The following is a 20,489-nucleotide window of genomic DNA, read 5'->3' on the forward strand; positions in this document are numbered from 1 at the left end:
CCCAATCAACCTGAGCTTGAATTCCTGGTTTGGTCTCGTATCGTATATCGCTGGAACTCCGATCTTAGGTCGGACTTCATGCACGAAATCCTTAACAATTGTATATTTTCCTGTAATCCTCTATCCTGGATTTCACGATAAATGCGGCTAGCAGAAAGAGGGCACTCTTTGAGTTTATCGATTATGTATTCCCTGAGGTCATCCAGTTTGGTTGGCTTCCGGGATCTCTTCTGGGTCAAAGGAGGGACCTGCGAATTCAGATACTTCCGCACCGTAACCCGGCTGTGTCCAGTCTGTCTGACGATCTCGCTGATGCTCAAATCTTTGTCGAATGACTGCTTATCGAGAGGGAGATGATCAGGGTGATGATCTTGCCTTATGGCGAGAAAATCATCACCAAGACATTGTTTGAGAGCTGATCACTCACTCTCTTTCTGTCCGGGCGCCTCCTTCCTCTTCCTCCGGGTCGGCCTTTTGGCCTTCCCGACCTTCGCCTTCAAGTTCTCCCTTTTTTCGGCTTTCGCCTTTTCCTCCGGCTTCTCCTCTGGAGAGGCCCTTTTTCGATCCCGTATCATCCCCTTGCGGACCATCCTCTCCTTGATCATCATCCGCACCTCATCGCCGCCCACGCTGAAGACCTCGGATATCAATTCCTTCGCCACCTCCAGCTCCCTGCCGATGAGGGGATCGGACGCACTCGACCTTCCCGCCAGGCGACAGAGATGGTCTAAGGGCTTGTCAACCAGCTGGGAGGAGTATCGGTCCTGCTCTTCTTTGTAGATCTTGAGCATGCCATAGACGTAGGGATATAGGGGTGTGGCCGGACTGAGCCGGTAAAAGGTGTTGGTCTTCTTCTTAGCCTCGGCACGGGGAGAGGGGAGGATTCTCTTCTCCATGACCACTACCCCCAACCTCTCCAGCTTGTCCAGCTTATTGATGAGGGTGGTCTGGTTCCAGAATGGTCCCCCGCCGGTGGGCCCCAGCTCCCGCCAGATCTGGTTCAGCTGCACAAACCCCCCCTTCCTCTTAAGATAGACGAGCAGCATTGCCAGAGGCATTTGATCGCGCTGCAGGGCGGTATAGCGGGCGAACTCATCCAACATGAGGACCTCTGGGACAAATAACCGTAAAGCCTTTTCGGTTTTTTTGCAGAAGCATTTTTATCCCCCTTGCATCCTCAGATCTCAGGGTTAGACAATGCAAGCGATCATTCTCGCCGCGGGAGAAGGAAGCAGGATGCGCCCACTGACCGCAGGGGTGCCAAAGGTCATGCTCCCAATAGCTGGCAGACCACTTCTCGAGCATATCGTTCTCCGGGCCAAAGAGGCAGGAGTTGATAGATTCGTTCTGGTGGTGGGTTACGGCGCCGACTCAGTGCGGGATCATTTTCAGGACGGCCGGAGCCTCGGGGTGAAGATAGAATATGCTCATCAAAATGAGCAGCTGGGAACTGCCCATGCGCTGATGGCGGCGGAGAGCCTGGCCGAGGACAGTTTCATGGTATTGAATGGGGACGTTCTTCCCGATATTGGCGCACTGAAGGAGCTGGCTGCCAAGGGTATGGCGGTCTCGGCGATCAAGGTCGATGACCCAGGCAGGTATGGCGTCTTTTTGGAGGAGGACGGCATCTTCCAGTCGGTGGTGGAGAAGAGCGAAGATCCTCCCTCAAACCTGGCCAATGCCGGCATCTATCTCTTCAAGAAATGGATCTTCGATGAGCTGCGGTTAATACCCAAATCCACTCGGGGCGAGTACGAGCTGACAGACGGCCTGAACCGGGCGGCAAACAAAGAGGCCATAGAGATCGTAGAGCTGAACAGCTGGCTGGAGATCGGCCGGCCCTGGGATATCCTGGAGGCTAATCTTGCGCTGCTCGCTCAGGTCGAGCCCAGGATCCTTGGAGAGGTGGAAGAGGGAGCGACCCTGAAAGGAAAGATCTCCATCGGCAGGGGAACAGTCGTCCGCTCTGGATCATATATCGAGGGACCGGTTATGATCGGCCAGGACTCGGAGATCGGGCCCAACTGCTATATCCGGCCTACATGCTGCATAGGGGACAACGTCCGAATAGGCAATGCCGTGGAGATCAAGAACAGCACCATTATGAACGGCACCAAGATCGGCCACCTCTCTTATGTGGGAGACAGCATCATCGGGGAGAGATGCAACTTCGGCGCAGGGACCATCTGCTCAAACCTGCGCCACGATAAGGGTAGCATTAAGTCATATCTCAAAGGGGAGAAGGTAGACAGCGGCAGGCGCAAGCTTGGTGTGATCATGGGCCATGGAGTCATGACCGGGATCAACACCTCAATCTACCCGGGAACGGTGATTGAGGCCGGCTACTGGGGCAAGCCTGCAGAGGTCATACGGGGCCATATATCTCCAGAAATGAAAGATAATGGGCTTTAGTGACAAGCCTTTTCAAGGGTGAAGATGAGCACAGGATATAGCGACCAGAACAGGATACAAGGAGATCTTGATGAGAGATTTTATTTCCATAGCCAAGCCCACGGTGGGGGAAGAAGAGATAGAGGCGGTGGGAGAGGTGCTGAGGAGCGGCATGCTCACTCAGGGCGAAAAGGTCAAGAATTTTGAAGAGGAGTTCAGCGAGTATTTGGGTGTAGAGCATTCTATTGCCGTCAGCAACGGCACTGTGGCCCTGGACCTGGCCCTTAAAGGATTGGGGCTCGAGCCGGGAGACGAGGTCATTTCACCGGCATTCACCTTTATTGCTACCGCCAATACCGTTCTCTACCAGGGCTCGGTGCCCGTCTTCGCTGATGTGGATCCCAGGACGTTCAATATCGATCCAGACGACCTCTCCGAGAAGATCACCCCTCGTACCCGAGCGGTGATCGGGGTTCACCTCTACGGCCAGCCCTTCGATGCCAAAGCCGTATGTCAGATCTGCGAGGATCGTAATATTGCCCTGGTGGAGGATTGCGCTCAGGCCCACGGTGCGATGATGGGGGGAAGGATGGCGGGCTCATTCGGAACCGGTTGTTTCTCCTTTTATCCTACAAAGAACATGACCACCGGCGAGGGAGGCATGATCACCACCAACGATGACGCCCTGGCCGATCGCATGCGGCTGCTCCGAAACCACGGCGACACCGGAAAGTACAACCACATATCAATAGGCTACAACTACCGGATGACGAACATTCAGGGTGCCATAGGCTCGGGCCAGCTCAAACGGCTGGAGGGATTCATCGCCAAGAGGATCGAGAATGCCGATACCTTGAATAAAACGATCAAGATCGATGGGCTGACAGTTCCCTTCCGGACGGCGGATGTACGCCATGTCTACAACCAGTATGTACTGCGGGTGGAAGATGACTTCCCCGTCTCCAGAGAGAAGCTGATGGAGTATCTCAATGCCAATGGCATCGCCACCGCAGTACATTATCCCAAAGCGGTCTATGAGCAGCCCATCTACCAAAAGCTGGGTTATGGACGGGATAGGTGCCCGGTATCAGAGGACGTATCCCGCCGGGTGATGAGCCTTCCTGTGCATCCCTCATTGAGCGCCTCTGATCTCCAGCATATCGCCCAGACCATAAATTGCTTCGAGGACTGAACATGGACGTTGGAGTTATCGGCGTCGGGGCCATGGGAAAGAATCATGTTCGTGTCTACTCAGAGCTGAAAGGGGTAGATACAGTCTACGTCTACGATCCCATATCGGAAAATGCTCAGCGTGCCAGTGACCTCGCCACCGTCTGCTCAAGCCCCGAGGAGCTGCTGGCACGGGCAGAGGCGGTAAGCGTATGCGTTCCCACTCGATACCACTTCGATACTGCCAGCAAGGTCATAAACGCAGGGGTAAACTGCCTGATCGAGAAGCCCATCACAATGACTGTCCAGGAGGCAGAGCGTCTCTTGGGGCTGATCGAGAAGACCGATCTTGTGGTGGGGGTGGGCCATATCGAGAGGTTCAATCCAATCGTGGAGGAGATCAAGAAGATCGCCGAGCGACCGGACTACGTCTCCATCAAGAGACATAATCCCACCTCCAACCGCATAACCGATGCCTCAGTGGTCGAGGACCTCATGATCCATGATATCGACATAGTCTTCAATGTCCTCTTCAAAGGGGAGGAGGACTACCAGATCTTCAGCGCCGGCAGCCGCAACGTCTGCGAGGCGATGGCGGTCTTCTCCGAATCCGTGGTCTCCATCTCCGCCAGCCGCCTGTCCTCCAAGAAGTTCCGCACCTTCTATGTGGAGGCAGAGGAGTTCACCACCGAGGGCGACTTCATGACCCAGGAGGTATACGTCTACCGAAAACCAGGAAAATACCGGGTAGAGGACGAGAGGTATATGCAGGAGAACATCATCGAGAAGGTTCTGGTTAACAAGGTAGAGCCCCTCAAGGTGGAACTGAAGACGTTCCTGGACTGCGTCCGGCAGAATAAGAGCTTCCCGGTCACTCCAGAAGAGGGCAAACGGAACCTGGAGATCTGCGAGAGGATCAAATCGGGATTGAATGCCAAGAAGGGATCAATATCGGAATGACAAAATCCCAGGGCAATTCTAAAGGCAATTCTCAGGATGAGTCCCAGGCCTATTATGCTCATCCCACAGCCATTGTGGAGAGCGAATCCATCGGCGAGGGAACGAAGATCTGGCACTTTGCCCATGTGCGCCCTAGCTCTAAGATCGGTAAGGGCTGCAACATCGGTAAGAGCGTCTACATAGATATCGGGGCAGAGGTAGGGGACAATGTGAAGATCCAGAACTTCGTCTCCGTCTACAAGGGAGTTAAGATCGAGGACGATGTCTTCGTGGGCCCATCAGCTACATTCACCAATGACCTCTATCCTCGCGCCTTTATCTGGGACGAAGAGCACGTCTCAGCTACCAGGATCTGCCGGGGGTCAAGCATTGGGGCCAATGCCACCATTGTATGCGGAATAACAATAGGCGAGTATGCCATGATCGGAGCGGGAAGCGTGGTGGCAGAGGACGTGCCATCCCATGCCCTGATCCTGGGCAATCCGGGCCGGCAGAGGGGTTGGGTCTGCCGCTGCGGCCGTCGTCTGAATACGATTTTGCATGATGACGGCAGCAAGACCGTGTATAGATGTTCATCCTGTGGAACGGATGTCGAGATAGTAAAGAGGGCATAACCAAGACATAAAAAAGGCATAGAAGGGGAGAAGGGCGGGAGAAGGAGAAGAACTATGGAATTGTCCGATATTAAAGCGAAGATAGCGGTAGTTGGCCTTGGCAATGCCGGCCTGCCGCTGGCTGCGGTCATTGCCGACAGAGGAATTGCTGTTTTGGGTGTTGACATAAATGATGAGCGCTGCCGGCTGATAAACCAGGGAACCAACCCCATCCTCGAAGAAGAGGGTTTGGAGGAGCTGATAATTCGGCACGGAGGGAAGAATCTCATTGCCACACCACGCTTCGAAGATGCGAGAGACTGCTCAAGCTTCATAGTGATTGTGCCCCTATTCGTAGACCAGAGCAATAACCCTGATTTTTCGATTATGGATAAGGCTCTGCTCTCTTTAGGCCGGATACTGAAAAAGGGGGATCTGGTGGTCCTGGAGACCACCTTCCCTCCCGGGACGACATCGGGCAGGGTCAAAAAGCTGCTGTGCGAGTGCAGCGGTCTTGGGGAAGGTGAGTTCTTCCTGGCCTACTCCCCGGAGAGGATAATGACCGGATATAGCATAAGCCGGCTGAGGGAGTTTCCCAAGGTGATAGGGGGCACGGACGAGGAGAGCGGCCTGGCAGCATATCAGCTCTACCGGCAGTTCATCTCCAACCTCCATCTGGTCTCATCGGCCAGTGTGGCGGAGATGATCAAGGTGATGGAGGGCTGCTACAGGGATGTGAACATCGCCCTGGCCAATGAGCTTTATAAGATCTGTCAGGATCTGGGAATCGACTTTTTCGAGGCGAGAGAGAAGGCTTGCCATCAGTTCTGCCATATCCACCTGCCTTCCACCGGAGTGGGAGGGCACTGCATCCCTGTTTACCCCTGGTTTTTGATCAAAGAGATGGAAAAGCGAGAGATGTTCGACAAATGCCGTCTTCTTCATACCTCCCGCATCCTCAATGATGAGATGATCCAGTACTGGGCGGAGAGGATATTGCTGGAATGCATGAAGATCAACAAACCGCTCTGTGAAATCAAGATCTGTATCAAGGGCATAACATTCCGTGCGGGGGTCAGAGAGTTCTATCACAGCAGAAACCTTGCACTGGCAAGGCTTCTTTATGATAAAGGGCTGGACGTCTATGTGGCCGATCCACTGCTGAACAATGATGAGGTGGCCGCCAGGGGCTTTGAAAGCATCAAGCCCGAAGAGGCCGACCTGGTATTCGATCCCTTCCAATTGAACTTCGAATCTGGGAAAGCACTCTAGGGACTTGATCGCATGAAGATAGCAACCATTGTCGGTGCCCGTCCTAACTTCATCAAACTGGCTCCAGTATCAAAGGAGATAAGAAAGCGAGACCATAAGGAGGTCATCGTCCATACCGGCCAGCACTATAACTATGAGATGGACAGGATATTCTTCGATCAGATGGGGATAGCTGCTCCAGACTATCACCTGGGCATAGGCTCGGGCAGCCATGGATTTCAGACCGGTGAGATGCTCAAGAAAACGGAAGAGGTCCTGCAAAAGGAGGTGCCGGATGCAGTCATAGTATTCGGAGACACCAACTCCACTCTAGCTGGTGGGCTGGCGGCGGCAAAGATGCATATCAAGTGTGCTCATATCGAGGCCGGACTGAGGTCGTTTGACAAGAGGATGCCCGAAGAGATCAACCGGGTGCTGGTGGACCATTGCTCTGATCTCCTCCTCTGTCCGACAAGGACTGCGATCGATAACCTGAAAAGAGAAGGGATTGTCCAGAACGTCCATCTGACGGGAGATGTGATGGTGGACGCGCAAAAGGATTGCGAGAGGATTGCCGAGAGCGAATCTCATATCCTTGAGGCTCTGGGGCTCAAGCCCTGGAGCTACTATCTGGCAACTGTTCACCGGGCATCCAACACCGATGATCCAGAAAACCTCCGGGCGATTGCTCTGGCCCTCCAGGATCTGGATGATGTGGTCTTTCCCTGCCATCCTCGAGCGGAGAAGTACCTGAAGAAGTTCGGCCTGTGGGATGATCTGGAAAAAAAGATCAGGATGATAAAGCCAGTGGGATACCTGGATATGCTTCTTTTAGAGAAGAACGCCAAAAAGATCGTCACCGACTCGGGTGGGGTGCAAAAGGAGGCATATCTCTTGGGCATTCCCTGCATAACCCTGAGGGACACGACGGAATGGATAGAGACGGTAAATGACGGCTGGAACGTCCTCGTCCGGCCGGGGGAGGATATCGCCTCTGCGATCAGGGATTTCCGGCCGAGGCATGAGCGCCAGGATGTATTCGGAAAGGGGAGGGCGAGCGCTATGATCGTGGATCTGATCGAGAAGCTGGTCGGGTCAGGTGGGTCTTGAAGATACTCCTTTTAGCCAATCAGCCGGAGAGGACCACCAGGCTCAGGATGTTCAGGGGCACCCTCCAGTCCCAGGGGCATGAGGTGATCGTTCCCAGCTTCGGCACTAGAAACTGGATCAGCATTGCCAGGCAGGCGAAGAGGATAGCATTGGACCATAAGCCGGATGTGGTTCATATCTTCAATGTCCCGGATGTGATCTATCACGGTTTTGCCGGGCTGCGGGGAAGGGGCTACAAAAGGCTGATCTACGACTATCGCTCCCCCTGGGGGGTTGAGTTCGCTCAGACCTTTCTAGCTCCAGGGAAGGCATTTGCCGAGCGCTTCGAAAGGGAGTTGGCAGAAGCTGCGGACGTCATCACCACCGTCAATGAGCCGCTTGAAAAGAAGGTGAAAGAGTATGCCCCTCAAAAGAAAGTCCACATCGTTCCCAACTATCCGCAGCGCTCTTTCTGCCAGAAGGTTGATGAGATCGACGGGGGGGAGTATGCTGTCCAGCCGGGAAAAGGGCCGATAATATTCATCGGCAGGGTATGCACCCAGGAGGGAATCGGAAAACTGCTGGAGCTTGCTCGAGCAATTCCGGAAAGGGAGTTTTGGATTGTGGGCGGCGGTCCTTTTGCCCGCTATTATCTGTGGAGAAAGCCGGCAAACGTCAGGAATCTGGGCTGGCAGCCGCATGAGAAGGTGGCGGCACTGCTTGGCAAAGCCAGCTTATGCCTGATTCCCCGGGAGGAGAATGCCCTCACCCCCTACTCCACGGACAAAAGCGTCTGGAAGCTCAATGAGTATCTGGCTTTGGGCAAGATAGTGGTGGCATCGGGGGTGACCATGATCGAGAAGAGAAAGAACCTGGTGATTGTGCCCTCCCGGGATCTGGAGAGAGCAGTGAGAGACAACCTGCTGCGAGAGCCTGAGCCGATGGACCGGGAGGATTATAGGTTCTGGGACTTGAACGATCGGGTCATCAAGGAGGTCTACGAGAGCCTGTGAGCGCTCACAGGCTCAAGTGCCTTTATGCACTCTAATATCCATTCTATTCTCAAATCCAAATTGCCCTGATCCCGATCTCACCCAAACTGGGGGTAGTTTACTCCACAGTCACGCACTTGGCCAGGTTTCTGGGCTTATCGATTGGCAGTCCCAGCTTATTGGCGGTATAATAGGCCAGGAGCTGCACTGCCACGGTGCATAGCACGGCGGAGTAGATGGGCCTGGTCTCGGGAAGCTCTATCACCTTGCTTGCCACCTTTTCTATGTCGGGGTCTCCCTCCGTGGCCAGGGCGATGACCTCAGCCCCTCTGGCTCTGACCTCTTTGATATTGGACTGAATCTTCTTGCCGCAGGTGGCCAGGGCCACCACCGGAGTCTTCTCGGTGATCAGTGCCAAGGGCCCGTGCTTGAGCTCCCCACCGGCATAACCCTCGGAGGGGATGTAGGCGATCTCCTTCATCTTCAAAGCGCCCTCCAGGGATATGGGATAGAGGTAGTCCCGGCCTATGAAAAAGTAGCAGCCTGCCCCCGCAAACATCTCGGCGATCTTCCTGATCTCCTCTCTTTTCTCCAGGACCCTCTGCACCAGGCCTGGCAGCTTGGTGAGCTCGATTAACATCTTTCTCGCCTGATCTGGGGTCAGATGGCCTCGAGCACGACCCAAGCGGATGGCAAGCAAGATGACGGCCACCATCTGAGAGGTGAAGGTCTTGGTGGCGGCAACGCCGATCTCCGGTCCGCAGCGGGTGAATATGGTCCCGTCCACAAGCTCTGTCACCGTCGAGCCTACGACATTGGTTATGGCCAGGCTCCGCCCGCCACAGGTCTTGGCCTTCTTCAAGGCAAGAAGGGTATCAGCTGTCTCACCGGACTGGGTTATCCCCAGGAGCAGCGTTCTGGGTCGCAACTGCAGACTGAGGAACTCCGAGGCCACCTCCACATCCACCGGCAGGCCGGCAGCGCGAACGAAGAGGTTTCTGGCCAGCATACCGGCGTGGTATGAGGTGCCGCAGGCGATGATGGTCACCCTCTCCAGCGACAATATCTCCTCCTCGCTTATGCCCAAGGAAAGCCTCACATCCCCATCTATTTCTGATATCCTGCCGGCGATGGTCTCCCTGATGGCTCTGGGCTGCTCATGAATCTCCTTGAGCATGAAATGAGGATAGCCGCCCTTCTCAGCCGCATCCGCATCCCAGGTTATGCGCTCGACCTCCGACTCCAAAGGCGCGCCGCTGCAATCCAGAACCTCTATCCTGTCCGCATAGATACGGGCAATATTGCCGTCCTTCAGGCGGATGACGTCCTTGGTATAAGGAAGAAGAGCGGGTATATCGGATGCCACAAAAACGGAAGAGCTGCCTTTGCCTATCACCAGGGGACTCTCATATCTCGCGCAGACGATGTAAGGCGAGCTGGCGGCCATCACTGCAATGGCATAGGAGCCCTCCACCTTCTCCAGGGCTTTTAGGGTGGCTGCACATAGATCCCCCTTATAGTAAAAATGGATGAGATGAGCCAGCACCTCGCTATCCGTCTCGGACTGGAACTCATATCCCATCTCGGTGAGGAGGTCTCTCAGATCCAGGTAGTTCTCAATGATCCCATTATGTACTATTGCAATCTCCCCGGATGTGTGGGGATGGGCATTTATGTCGCTGGGCCGGCCATGAGTAGCCCAGCGGGTATGGCCTATTCCCATTCCCTCTCCCGGGCTTCCCATGCTCTTGTAGGTCTTCTCCAGGTCCACTATCCGCCCGGACGACTTCAGCACTTCGACTGAACCCTGAGATATAACGGCCACTCCTGCAGAGTCGTAACCTCTGTACTCCAGCCTCTTCAGGGTATCAAATAATATGGGTCCTGCCTTATCATCTCCGATATACGCCACAATGCCGCACATTAACAGATCACCCTGCTATCCCTATTGATCGTGCCGCGGATTGCCGCCCCAGAGCTTATGCTCGCCTTTGTGCCCACCACCGTACCCGGGCTTGCCAGGACCCTGGCTCCGACGGATACGTCGTCGGCAAGGATGGCGCCGAACTCCGCTCTCTGGAAGACCCCTTCAATCTCCACCACGCAAGAACCTGTCTCAACCACCACCTGATCGCGGAGAGTGCAGCTTGCTCCGATTACCGAGTCGGAGATTATGCATCCCGATCCGATCCTGGCGTCATTCATCAATATGCTGTTTCTGACCTCGGAGTGCGGGCCGATTCGGGCTGAGTCGCCGACAGAAGTGGAGGGGAGGATGACGGCATTGGGGCCAATATCGCAGTCCTCTCCTATGGAGACCGGACCGACCAGATAGGAGCCTGAACGAACAATGCTTCCCTCGCCCAAATGGACTGGACCCTTGATCATCGCTCCTTCCTCCACATCGCCCATGATCTTTGGCTCATCCATTCCTAAAGCCAGGCTGTTGGCGTTGAGAAGATCCCAGGCAAATATGGCGTCCGCCCAAATCCCTTTGGTTATGAGGGGAACGATCTGGGTTCCTTCTTTGATCATCTGCATGATGGTCTCAGGAAGCTCATAGGAGCCCCGCTCCGATATGGGAGCCTGTTTGAGGGCGTCAAAGACATCGGGGGTGAATTTATAGGAGCCTGTATTCAAAATCCCCGAGCAAGGCCGCCCTGGTTTCTCTATTATCTCCGTTACCAATCCGTTGTCAACGATCAGGACTCCATAGTCGCCGGTATGGCGGCGGAGGGCAGCCAGGATCACATTATCTCCCTTCGCCGAGACGAGCTCGTTCACTGCCCTTTTATCTATGAGGTTGTCTCCATTTACCACCAGGAACTCCTCGTCCACATACTGCTCGGCCTTGAGCAGGGCATGAGCAGTTCCCAAGAGCTCATTCTGCTCGATGTAGGTGATGGCAACATCAAAGTCTATGCCATCCTCAAAGTAGTCCATCACCCTCTCTTTCTGGTATCCGACCACCACATAAATGTCCTCGATTCCGTTTGCAGCCAGAGCGCGAATGACGTACTCCATAAAAGGCCGGTTGCCCACGGGAAGCATGACCTTGGATCGGGTCTGGGTAAGCGGTCTGCATCTGCGGCCTTCTCCTGCCGCCAATATCACTCCCTTCAAATCTATCACAGCCAGAATGCTAAATGGATACGCTCATATCTTGCTCTAGATCTTTTCGGTCAATTGTACTTAAAAAATATGAATAGATCATAATGAAAAGCAGTAGGAAGGCCCAGGCTTTTATAGGAGCCCTGACAAAGTCGTCCGGCAAGATGATAATGCCGCCTGAATGGATCGATATCCTGCAGATAAAGGCAAAACGGCATGATGAAGGCAAAATATGAATATCCTGGTAATACCCACCACCGACTGGATCAGGCATCCCGTTCCCAACCGTCTGAACTTCATCTTCGATACATTGGCTGAAGAGCATGAGGTATATGTGCTGCACTTCGGCCTGAAGAGGTTTAGCGATTTGCCGGAGAGGGAGACGAAATGCCAGCTATTGAATGCAAGCTGGATAGAGACCCAGGATCCATCCCTCTATTATATCCTGAACTTCCCCTACCATATCTGGAAGATCAGAAGGATTGTGAAAGAAAAGAAGATCGATGTCATTCTTTCCACCAATATCCTCCCCTCTTTTGCCGCCAACTTCTCCCGAACGCCAATCGTATTCGACTATCTGGATCACCTGGAGGAGTCTGCATCGATCTACTATCCCGGCTCAGCTTTAGGAGAGATAGTCAAGTATGTGGTGAGCTTCATCACCAAATTCAATCTCCGCCATGCCCGCTCTGTCATAACCGTCACCAAAGAGCTGAAGGAGTATCTCCTGGGGGTGGGAGTAAAAGATGTAGCTGTGATACCCAACGGCGTGGACACCAGAGTCCTCCGACCGCTTCCCATGTCAGAGGCCAAGAGCTCTCTGGGCCTTGGGGGCACAGTCCTGGGATATGTCGGCTCTCTGGAGCACTGGGTGGACCTGGAGACGGTGATCGAGGCTTTGCCGCGCCTGGATGCTACCCTTCTGGTGGTGGGGCCAGGGCTCTTTACCGATTATGGGGATGGGATAAAGAGGATGGCGGAGGATCTAGGGGTGGCGGAAAGGGTGGTCTTTACCGGAGCGGTGCCATATAATGAGCTTTCCAGGTACATCAGCGCCATGGACATCGGCCTGAATCCCCTCAAGATGATGAAGAAGAACGAGTATGCTGCCGGGGGGAAGGTCTTCAATTACCTGGCCTGCGGCCGGCCGGTGCTGTCCAGCCGGATGATATCATTGGAAAAGCTGCTTGGGGATGAGATATACTATTTTGATGATGTGGAGAGCTTTATAGCTCAGGTGAATAGCATTCTGTCGGTGGAGCCGACCACAAAGAGATTCCGGTCTCTGGCAGAGCGGTATGACTGGAGAGCCATTTCGAAAGATTATCAGAAGGTCTTGCTTGAAGCTGCTGATTGATGCGACTAAAATAACACTGTGATGGATAATATAGAATGAATATAGCATTTGTATATTACCCACGCTCCTCATTCGTAAAGCAGGACTGTTCATCCCTGTCAGGGCATTTCCTGGTCGAAAGGCTGGGCTACAGCGGCGCCGGCGACATCCTCAAAATGATGAGGCCGATCTGGCAATCAGATCTCACATTCTCCTGGTTTGCCTCCGGACATTCTTTCGCTGCCGTGCTGCTCTCCAAGCTATTGAGAAAGAGATCAGCGGTCGTCGTAGGGGGCTACGATGTGGCCTTTGAGCCGGATATAAGCTATGGCCAGTATACTTTAGGCAGACTCAAGAGAGTGTATTCTGACTTTGTTCTGGGAAATGCGGATATTGTCCTTCCTGTATCTGAATTCACCAAGTCGGAGGTCCTGGCCAGAGCTAAACCGAAAAGAGTTCAGGTTCTCTATCCGGGGATCGATTTGGACAGATTCCAGCCCGGTGGGGAGAAAAAGGATCTGGTGATGACGGTGGCCTCCGGTTCGGGTCGCATAATAAAGCTTAAAGGACTGGATGCGTTTATCGGGGCCGCTGCTCTGCTTCCCGAGATCCGATTTCTGATTGTGGGACTATCCGACCAGGACCGAGAAGAGCTGCAATCCAGATCTACGGAAAACGTTTCGCTTTTCGGATATGTATCTAGGGAAGAATTGTTGGCTTTTTATCAAGAGGCCAGGGTCTACTGCCAGCTCTCTTATCGGGAGTCCTTTGGAATGGCTCTGGCTGAGGCCATGGCCTGCGGATGCGTGCCAGTGGTGACAGAGAGAGGAGCAATTCCTGAGGTTGTGGGAGACGCTGGCTATTATGTTCCATACGGCAGTGCTAAGGCCACGGCTGAGGCAATAGAGAAGGCTTTATCCTCAAAAAATGGGATAGGCTTGAGAAAACGGGTGGAAGAGAGGTTCAGCTTGAGGAGAAGAGAGGAGGCATTGCAGTCTCTGCTGAAGAGCCTGATGAATAGCTAATTTCATATGATCAGATAAAGGGGATTCTATCAGGAACTATCTTATAATAGAAAGGCAAAACGATCCAATCACACTGCAACGAAGGGGAGTCAAGTCAACTACTCCGCCCTAGAGAGCGGAGATTGTTCCTGAGGTAAGATGTTTTCCCGAAACAATAGGCTGGTTGACACCGACCTGCAAAATCGGTCGAGCCATTTCATGGTCGAGGCAGCCCGTAAACAGATCATAGCTTCAAATGCATTTCAGCTTAGGCATTGCTGCCTATTCCGATCTGAGTTAGTGTGTGTCTCTCGGTCATCCCACTGAACCGTTGGCTCCAAAGAGTGTCTTGTGGTCTGAGAAAACAACATGTGGAGATGGTTTCATGCGAATAAATATGTTTGTAGTGCATTGCGAAAGTAATGCCAGAAAGCGTACGGCTTTCCTCTCCGGCCTGAGGTTTCTATGAAGATCGTCCTTGTTTACTACGGCTACTTTTCTTCCTTCATCCAAAAAGATCTCGATATGCTCTCCCGCCACTATGAGGTGGAGGTGGTCAGCTTATCTTCCCTTGGCGATGCAGTGAAATTGGCAGGGGCGATGATAGGATGCCGCATGGCCTTGATATGGTTTGCTGGAGGACATGCAGCAGCCACAGTCCTCCTTTCAAAGCTTCTGAGAAAAAAGACCATCATCGTGGTTGGCGGCTTCGATGTTGCATGCATCCCGGAGATAAACTACGGCCGTTTCGCTCAGGGCAGGATCAAGAGCATTCTCACCAAATTTGCCTTAATGTACGCGGACAGGGTGCTGGTGGTTGATCCATCCCTAAAGGACGATGCCATAAAAAATGCCAGGATCAACGGCCATAACATAGACTATCTTCCTTCAGGTTTTTCAGATACAGATTTTTATCCTAAGGGAGAAAAGGAGCCCTTGGCGCTGACCGTTGCCATGGGAGAGAGCTGGGACCGGGTCCTGATAAAGGGACTCGATGTTTTTGTAGAATCGGCAAAACATCTTCCGGAGGCTGGCTTCAAGGTGGTGGGGATCAAAGGTGATGCCTTATCAAGGCTAAAGGAGATTGCTACGGATAATGTGGAATTCACCGGATTTGTCTCCCATGATGATCTCATTGAGTCCTACCAGAGGGCCGGGGTCTTCTGCCAATTGTCCATGAGGGAAGGGCTGCCCAATGCTCTGTGCGAGGCGATGCTCTGCGAGTGCATTCCTGTGGGCACAGATCGCAACGGCATTCCCAGAGCAATTGGAGATACTGGCTTTATTGTGCCCTATGGCGATCCACGAGCTGCGGCGGAGGCCATCAAAAAAGCCCTGGCGGATCGGAGCAGTAGGGGCAAAAAAGCCAGAGAACGGATAATTGAGCTATTTCCAGAGAAAAGAAGAGAGGATGGGTTGGTCAAGACGATAAATGAGCTGGCTGAAGGCTGAAATTGGTTGGAGAGCGTTGAATTATATATGATGGCTGAGCCCCTAATCTCATCTCCGGCCCTCTCTTGGATCGATGAATGCAGCCAGCCACTCCAGATCCGTCCTCAGCAGGCCGCATAAGATCCCCAAAATGGCTTTTGCTTTGATGGAGGGAAGATTCTCCTCTTTGATGGCTTTTAGGAGAGATTCCCGGGCATCAGACCATTTGCCTTCTCTCAAGTAGGCTCTTCCCAGATAGTAATCGATCTCCCTCGCCTTCCGATCCATTCTGGCAGCAATATCAGTGTCCTCATTGGCAAGAGATGCCTTGACATCTGCAGGAAGATTTTTAAAGAATTCTGTGAAGTAGAGCCCTGCCCTGACCATCGAGCTTTTCATGGTTGACGATATCTGGCGATCATGCCTTCGGTAGCAGCCCAAAACGGCATCTATGGGCAAGAAATCTCCTATGAGGCCAAGCTCCAGCCATGTCGATCCGTCCACGAAAGGAAGTCCTTGGGGCTGCTTGAATCCTCCAATCGACTGCAATGCAACCTTTTTGCACACAATAGTGCAGGAATGCATGGGATTTTCGATGAGCAGATTGCCCAACTGCTCTTCCCTGGAGAGACCCATAAAGCGCTCCATATAATTGGGAAGGACGGCAAGAAGATCGCCCTTTTCGTCCATCACCTCCGCCCTCCCCCAGCTCAAGATGGCATCACTGCCCCTCATGGCATCGATCTGGATCTCCAGCTTATCAGAAGGCCAAAAGTCATCCCCTTCAAGAACGGCTATGTACTCGCCCTTTGAGATCTGAAGGGCCAAATTGTAGCTCTCGCCAAGCCTAAGAATGCCCTTATTATCTTGACGAATATATTTGATCCGATCATCTTTGAACTGGGAGACTATCTTGGCAGTCTTATCGGTGGACCCATCGTCGATCACTATCTGCTCCCAGCTGGCATAGCTCTGGGCGAGGACGCTCTCCAGGCATTCTGAGATGAAATTTTCATGGTTGTATGTAGGAGTAATTATTGACACCAAAGGATCGATGGCCATGGATACTTCCTGCAAGCAGCTAATTGTTGGTCGATTGGCTTTGTCATTCTTTTCTCCGTTTTTTATAAAGCTTTGCCAGCATGATCAGAGCATGCCGTTGAATTTGTCCTATAATCACTCCTTCTTGCGAGGTATTCTAATCCCACTCAGCAGCTGTCCTGCCATCTGGATATCAACCTTATCCACTACCCTCAAAATGATTATCAAGAAGAAATAGATAATGGCGGATATCACTATTAATAACGGTACCGGAATATGGTCAAATCCTCTTATGAAAAGCACCATTGCCAGACAGGCAAATAGAATCTTGATGAAAGTGGCAATCATATTCCTGGGAAGCCCATAGCCCTCTTTTATAGCGAAGTATAAGAGGAAGAGAAATGAGAAGAGCTGCGTGGCCACTGTTGCGCTGCTCGCTCCTATGTAGCTGTACTGAGGTATCAGAAACAGATTCAAGATTATATTCAATCCAGCGGCTAGCATGGTCTGCTTGGCCACGACCATTTGGCGGTTAATGGAATTGAATAGATACCCAAAAGCTGAATTGATGAAGATCAATGCCTCAGACCAGATCAATATCTGCAGGGCAATGGCTGATGGAGCGAAGGCCGGCCCGTACACAAGGGAGACCAAATCCTCTCCTAATACCGTTGTTCCCACTCCAATAGGAATGGCAATCGCCATCAGATACTTGAAAGATCGCTCATACATGAATCCTAAATATTGGCCTGAAGAGACATAAAATTTTGACATAATAGGGTATATTGACCCCAAAAAAGTCACTGGAATAAAGGAAAGGATGATCACCATACGATATGCCGCATTGTACCATCCCATAACCTCATTGGGATTTAATATCAATAAAGATATCATAACTGTATCGACATAATAATACACCCTCACAAAGACTGAGGATAGGCCGAAGGGAATGGCCTCCTTTATCATATATTTCCAGAGGTCTATATCTATATTCCACCTGGGCCGAGGAAGCTTTCTCAGAGCTACAAGGGCAAAATAGCCCAGAGAGATGAAGCTCGAGAAGAGGTATACATAGGCAAAGCCGTAGACATCTACCCCTGAACTGATGGCCAGGAGGGCGAAGGTGAGCATAATTAAATTATATATTACCGTGCCTAATGAGATGTACTCCATTATCTCATAAGCGGAAACGACTGAGCTGATGATGCCGGAAAAGGAGATGACGATGAGAGAGAGGAGGATCACCATCACTATCTTCATGGTGGAGAACGGATAGCCCAGGGCAAATCCTATGGCGGCCGTGCTCATAAGGGTGATCGCAGCCAGGACGACTTTCATTAATATGGAGTTTCCAATATATATTGCCGTCTTGGACCTATCTCGGGCTACATCTCTGACAATCACCGAGGAGATTCCGATATCCGCCAGGAAGATGGTAATCGAGGCAAAAGCGATGGCAAAAGAGAGCAGGCCATACCTTTCCGTTCCCAGATAACGGGTGGTGTAGACCAAAAAGAAGAAGCTGAATACAAATCCAATGATATTTGAGGAGGCCAAAAATATGGTGTTCTTGGCTATCCTCTGAATGGTATTCACTGCAAATCACTTGAACGCTGGAAGAAACCAATCCCATGTTCTATTGCAGCGCTCGTCCTTTTTGCCATTGATCGTATCCGGAACGATAGCCGGATCATTCCAGGGCCTTCTCTCCTCATCGGGACTGGCATAATCATAAAGCCGGTTTACGAAATAAATCAGCGTGGCCTGTTCATTTCCCACAACCCCAAAGCCATGCCAGTAATGCCCTGGCATCCTGACCATCTGGGGATTGTCTCCCGCGGAGATGATCTCATCAAGCTCCCGGGTATCATCATCGTAAGCGCAGATCTTAAGCGCGCCTCGAACTACAAGGAAATGATCTACCTGTCCTCTCTCATGCCGGTGCCAGGCCCTTACCATGCCCGGATAGCTCAGAGACATATTGGCCTGCACAATGTCATCCTGAATAACATCCTTCCAGTCCTTCCTCATGATCTCAGTGAAAAATCCACGCTCATCGGCGAATCTCTTCAAGGGTTTTATCACAATTCCTGGCAGCATCACATGACCTCATCATCTTCGTATTTTATTAGTCTATCAAAGGCCAACTTTTTGGCCTTTGCCATGCTTTCTTTCAGCCCATTATTCAGGCTTTCTATAAGCATTCTCATGAGATCTTCTATTCCTCGAGCCCGAGAGAAGCTCATCTCTTAACACTTGCAGGGATTCATAAAGGTTGAGGGGCCCATTTTTCAGCGTCCTGCTGGCTTTTGCTGTATCCAGGGATGAATCCATTGGCCTTCTTGCCAGCCAACCGATGTCGCTCATCTGAGAGGGGATGATCAGTCGGCGATCAAGGTCGAATGCTCTGGCCAGCTCGCAGGCAAAATCATATCTGGATACCCTGGCGGCTCCTGAGAGATGATAGATCCCGGATAGATGCCGGTCCGCCGCCTCCAGCACCATTGCCGCCAGATTGCTGTTCAGGGTGGGGGTTATGAACTGATCTGTGACCACTCTCGCCTCTTTTCCTGATTTAAGGGCGTTCAACAGCCATAGAGCGAAGTTGACCTTGCCGCTGGCCGGCCGGCTGCCATAGATCACACAGGTTCTGGCAATACACCCCTGATCAAGACAGAACTGCTCTCCCAGGAGCTTGGAAAGGCCGTAATAGCTAACCGGGTTCGTCTCCTCCTCCTCCCGGTACAGCCCCCGCTGGCCATCGAAGACGTAGTCCGTCGATATGTAGACCAGATAAGAGCCGGCCTTTCTCGCCGCCTCTGCTATCGCCCGGGTCCCTTCCACATTAATCCTGTAGGCCAAATCCTTCTCCCGTTCACATCGATCCACATCGGTCAGGGCGGCGCTGTGCACGATTACGTCCGGCCTCATCCTCTCGATGGTATCGCGGATGCCATTTGCGTCCAAGAGATCGAATTTTACCTCTTTTCCATAGGGGGGCTGGTTATGAGCATATCCGCTATAGACCTGCTCTCCCCTGGCCAAGGCCATCTCTGCCAGCTTGCTTCCCGCAAGGCCGCTGCCACCGGTTATGAAGATTCTCATGGAATATCGCCCCTACCACTTCAGCCGCCAGGGGGTGGCACTCAATACCGAATCGTTCACCAGCGGGCCGTACCAATCAGGGTTCTGCAGATACCATTCCACTGTCGTCTGAAGCCCTTCCTCAAAGCTCCGCTCAGGCCGCCAGCCCAGCTCCTTTCTGATCCGGGACGAGTCCAGGCTGTAGCGGGCATCGTGTCCCGGCCTATCCTCCACAAACTCGATCTGATCCTCGCTTTTGCCCAGCATCTCGAGAATGAATTTAGCGATAAACAGATTGGTCCTCTCCTCTCCGGCAGAGATATTATAGATCTCGCCCCTTCTCCCCCTATTGAGAACCTGCTCTACCGCCCGGCAGTGATCTGTCACATAGATCCAGTCTCTCACATTCTCTCCTGTGCCGTAAATGGGGATCTTCAGCCCTTCCTTAGCCCTTATTATGGTCTTGGGAATCAGCTTTTCGGGAAACTGGTAGGGCCCGTAATTGTTGGTGCAGCGGGTGATCATGGCCTCCAGGCCGTAGGTTCGGGCATAGGCCAGGACGAATACGTCCCCTGCCGCTTTGCTGGCGGAATAGGGGGATGAGGGTCGCAATGTCGAATCCTCAGTGGATGAGCCCCTGAGGATGTCCCCATAGACCTCGTCGGTTGAGATCTGGACATATCTGACGGAAGGATTATGATCTCTTATGGCCTCCAGCAGGCAAAAGACCCCATTGACATTGCTATGCAGGAATGAGTCGGGTCGGGAGATGGACCGGTCCACATGGGTCTCAGCAGCGAAGTTCACCACCAGATCCGCCTTTTCCACCAGACTGGATACCAGGCTGCTATCGGCTATATCCCCCCGGAAAAAGGTGTACCTCCTGTCATCCTTATAGTCCGCCAGGTTCTGGATGTTGGAGCCGAAACCTTGGGCGTCCAGGTTCAGGATTCTGCAGTCATCATGCCGGTTCAGCATTAATCGGATGAAGTTGCTGCCGATAAAGCCAAGGCCCCCGGTAACAAGAAGATTCATA

18 protein-coding genes and 1 pseudogene are annotated in these 20,489 nt (G+C 52.5%); 10 read left to right on the forward strand and 9 right to left on the reverse strand.

Annotated elements, in window-relative coordinates:
* Both BP822_RS08925 and BP822_RS08930 read right to left on the reverse strand, forming a co-directional pair.
* Nucleotides 1-320 (reverse strand): annotated as a pseudogene (locus BP822_RS08925) (IS21 family transposase); the annotation flags it as partial.
* A 99-nt stretch (nucleotides 321-419) separates the two neighbouring features.
* Nucleotides 420-1,103 carry a hypothetical protein gene (locus tag BP822_RS08930; protein ID WP_286878159.1) on the reverse strand — a complete coding sequence of 228 codons (684 nt, stop codon included), beginning with the start codon at nucleotides 1,101-1,103 and terminating at the stop codon, nucleotides 420-422.
* Nucleotides 1,104-1,197: 94 nt separating this feature from the next.
* On the opposite strand from BP822_RS08930, the gene glmU (BP822_RS08935) reads away from it, so the two are divergent.
* From glmU (BP822_RS08935) to BP822_RS08965, 7 genes are all read left to right on the forward strand, one after another.
* Nucleotides 1,198-2,412, forward strand: coding sequence for a bifunctional sugar-1-phosphate nucleotidylyltransferase/acetyltransferase (gene glmU, locus BP822_RS08935; protein WP_286878160.1), 1,215 nt, complete (start codon nucleotides 1,198-1,200; stop codon nucleotides 2,410-2,412).
* Nucleotides 2,413-2,482: 70 nt separating this feature from the next.
* Nucleotides 2,483-3,583 carry a DegT/DnrJ/EryC1/StrS family aminotransferase gene (locus tag BP822_RS08940; protein ID WP_013720023.1) on the forward strand — a complete coding sequence of 367 codons (1,101 nt, stop codon included), beginning with the start codon at nucleotides 2,483-2,485 and terminating at the stop codon, nucleotides 3,581-3,583.
* 2 nt (nucleotides 3,584-3,585) lie between these two features.
* Nucleotides 3,586-4,521, forward strand: coding sequence for a Gfo/Idh/MocA family protein (locus tag BP822_RS08945; RefSeq protein ID WP_286858151.1), 936 nt, complete (start codon nucleotides 3,586-3,588; stop codon nucleotides 4,519-4,521).
* Nucleotides 4,518-5,135, forward strand: a complete 618-nt coding sequence (locus BP822_RS08950; RefSeq protein ID WP_273271745.1) for an acyltransferase — start codon at nucleotides 4,518-4,520, stop codon at nucleotides 5,133-5,135. Before BP822_RS08945 ends, BP822_RS08950 begins: the two co-directional genes overlap by 4 nt.
* A 54-nt stretch (nucleotides 5,136-5,189) precedes the next feature.
* Nucleotides 5,190-6,386, forward strand: coding sequence for a nucleotide sugar dehydrogenase (locus tag BP822_RS08955; protein ID WP_286858153.1), 1,197 nt, complete (start codon nucleotides 5,190-5,192; stop codon nucleotides 6,384-6,386).
* Between the two features lie 12 nt (nucleotides 6,387-6,398).
* Nucleotides 6,399-7,475 (forward strand): non-hydrolyzing UDP-N-acetylglucosamine 2-epimerase, encoded by a 1,077-nt coding sequence (gene wecB / locus BP822_RS08960; protein ID WP_273278384.1) that lies wholly within the window; start codon nucleotides 6,399-6,401, stop codon nucleotides 7,473-7,475.
* The gene (locus BP822_RS08965) at nucleotides 7,472-8,467 is read left to right on the forward strand and encodes a glycosyltransferase (protein WP_286878161.1); all 996 of its coding nucleotides are present in this window, start codon (nucleotides 7,472-7,474) and stop codon (nucleotides 8,465-8,467) included. Before wecB ends, BP822_RS08965 begins: the two co-directional genes overlap by 4 nt.
* Nucleotides 8,468-8,564: 97 nt before the next feature.
* Here BP822_RS08965 and glmS read toward each other — a convergent pair whose 3' ends face one another.
* Both glmS and glmU (BP822_RS08975) read right to left on the reverse strand, forming a co-directional pair.
* Nucleotides 8,565-10,370: a glutamine--fructose-6-phosphate transaminase (isomerizing) gene (gene glmS / locus BP822_RS08970; RefSeq protein WP_273278386.1), complete on the reverse strand. Its 1,806-nt coding sequence runs from the start codon at nucleotides 10,368-10,370 to the stop codon at nucleotides 8,565-8,567.
* Nucleotides 10,370-11,578, reverse strand: a complete 1,209-nt coding sequence (glmU, locus tag BP822_RS08975; protein ID WP_013720032.1) for a bifunctional sugar-1-phosphate nucleotidylyltransferase/acetyltransferase — start codon at nucleotides 11,576-11,578, stop codon at nucleotides 10,370-10,372. Before glmU (BP822_RS08975) ends, glmS begins: the two co-directional genes overlap by 1 nt.
* Before the next feature lie 211 nt (nucleotides 11,579-11,789).
* Here glmU (BP822_RS08975) and BP822_RS08980 point away from each other — a divergent pair, with 211 nt between their 5' ends.
* The 3 genes from BP822_RS08980 (at nucleotide 11,790) to BP822_RS08990 (ending at nucleotide 15,349) form a co-directional block, all read left to right on the forward strand.
* A complete protein-coding gene (locus tag BP822_RS08980; protein ID WP_273278387.1) occupies nucleotides 11,790-12,914 on the forward strand; it encodes a glycosyltransferase in 1,125 nt (374 codons plus the stop codon).
* A 35-nt stretch (nucleotides 12,915-12,949) separates the two neighbouring features.
* Entirely contained in the window at nucleotides 12,950-13,918 is a 969-nt protein-coding gene (locus BP822_RS08985) for a glycosyltransferase family 4 protein (protein ID WP_273278388.1), read from the forward strand.
* Between the two features lie 444 nt (nucleotides 13,919-14,362).
* Complete coding sequence (locus BP822_RS08990) at nucleotides 14,363-15,349, forward strand: glycosyltransferase family 4 protein (protein ID WP_286858158.1); 987 nt, start codon at nucleotides 14,363-14,365, stop codon at nucleotides 15,347-15,349.
* 48 nt (nucleotides 15,350-15,397) lie between these two features.
* On the opposite strand, the gene BP822_RS08995 is transcribed toward BP822_RS08990, so the two are convergent.
* The 5 genes from BP822_RS08995 to rfbB all read right to left on the reverse strand — a co-directional run bounded on the left by BP822_RS08995 (nucleotide 15,398) and on the right by rfbB (nucleotide 20,488).
* On the reverse strand, nucleotides 15,398-16,372 hold the full coding sequence (locus tag BP822_RS08995; RefSeq protein ID WP_286878162.1) for a glycosyltransferase family 2 protein: 975 nt from the start codon (nucleotides 16,370-16,372) through the stop codon (nucleotides 15,398-15,400).
* 132 nt (nucleotides 16,373-16,504) lie between these two features.
* Nucleotides 16,505-17,965, reverse strand: coding sequence for a flippase (locus BP822_RS09000; RefSeq protein WP_286878163.1), 1,461 nt, complete (start codon nucleotides 17,963-17,965; stop codon nucleotides 16,505-16,507).
* A 6-nt stretch (nucleotides 17,966-17,971) separates the two neighbouring features.
* Nucleotides 17,972-18,469 carry a dTDP-4-dehydrorhamnose 3,5-epimerase family protein gene (locus BP822_RS09005; protein ID WP_013720038.1) on the reverse strand — a complete coding sequence of 166 codons (498 nt, stop codon included), beginning with the start codon at nucleotides 18,467-18,469 and terminating at the stop codon, nucleotides 17,972-17,974.
* An 81-nt stretch (nucleotides 18,470-18,550) separates the two neighbouring features.
* The gene (gene rfbD / locus BP822_RS09010) at nucleotides 18,551-19,474 is read right to left on the reverse strand and encodes a dTDP-4-dehydrorhamnose reductase (protein ID WP_286878164.1); all 924 of its coding nucleotides are present in this window, start codon (nucleotides 19,472-19,474) and stop codon (nucleotides 18,551-18,553) included.
* 12 nt (nucleotides 19,475-19,486) lie between these two features.
* On the reverse strand, nucleotides 19,487-20,488 hold the full coding sequence (rfbB, locus tag BP822_RS09015) for a dTDP-glucose 4,6-dehydratase (RefSeq protein WP_013720040.1): 1,002 nt from the start codon (nucleotides 20,486-20,488) through the stop codon (nucleotides 19,487-19,489).
* Between the last annotated feature and the right edge of the window lies 1 nt (nucleotide 20,489).

This window comes from Methanosaeta sp. UBA458 (assembly GCF_002496085.1).
Taxonomy (GTDB): Archaea; Halobacteriota; Methanosarcinia; order Methanotrichales; family Methanotrichaceae; genus Methanothrix; species Methanothrix soehngenii.

What these genes read in the sequence shown, in the direction of transcription:
- glmS (WP_273278386.1), bottom strand. Translation starts at nt 10,370, where the DNA reads ATGTGCGGCATTGTGGCGTATATCGGAGATGATAAGGCAGGACCCATA.
- glmU (WP_286878160.1), top strand. Translation starts at nt 1,198, where the DNA reads ATGCAAGCGATCATTCTCGCCGCGGGAGAAGGAAGCAGGATGCGCCCA.
- BP822_RS08930 (WP_286878159.1), bottom strand. Translation starts at nt 1,103, where the DNA reads ATGTTGGATGAGTTCGCCCGCTATACCGCCCTGCAGCGCGATCAAATG.
- BP822_RS09005 (WP_013720038.1), bottom strand. Translation starts at nt 18,469, where the DNA reads ATGCTGCCAGGAATTGTGATAAAACCCTTGAAGAGATTCGCCGATGAG.
- BP822_RS08985 (WP_273278388.1), top strand. Translation starts at nt 12,950, where the DNA reads ATGAATATAGCATTTGTATATTACCCACGCTCCTCATTCGTAAAGCAG.
- rfbB (WP_013720040.1), bottom strand. Translation starts at nt 20,488, where the DNA reads ATGAATCTTCTTGTTACCGGGGGCCTTGGCTTTATCGGCAGCAACTTC.
- rfbD (WP_286878164.1), bottom strand. Translation starts at nt 19,474, where the DNA reads ATGAGAATCTTCATAACCGGTGGCAGCGGCCTTGCGGGAAGCAAGCTG.
- wecB (WP_273278384.1), top strand. Translation starts at nt 6,399, where the DNA reads ATGAAGATAGCAACCATTGTCGGTGCCCGTCCTAACTTCATCAAACTG.
- BP822_RS08950 (WP_273271745.1), top strand. Translation starts at nt 4,518, where the DNA reads ATGACAAAATCCCAGGGCAATTCTAAAGGCAATTCTCAGGATGAGTCC.
- BP822_RS08940 (WP_013720023.1), top strand. Translation starts at nt 2,483, where the DNA reads ATGAGAGATTTTATTTCCATAGCCAAGCCCACGGTGGGGGAAGAAGAG.
- BP822_RS08990 (WP_286858158.1), top strand. Translation starts at nt 14,363, where the DNA reads ATGAAGATCGTCCTTGTTTACTACGGCTACTTTTCTTCCTTCATCCAA.
- BP822_RS08980 (WP_273278387.1), top strand. Translation starts at nt 11,790, where the DNA reads ATGAATATCCTGGTAATACCCACCACCGACTGGATCAGGCATCCCGTT.
- BP822_RS08945 (WP_286858151.1), top strand. Translation starts at nt 3,586, where the DNA reads ATGGACGTTGGAGTTATCGGCGTCGGGGCCATGGGAAAGAATCATGTT.
- BP822_RS08955 (WP_286858153.1), top strand. Translation starts at nt 5,190, where the DNA reads ATGGAATTGTCCGATATTAAAGCGAAGATAGCGGTAGTTGGCCTTGGC.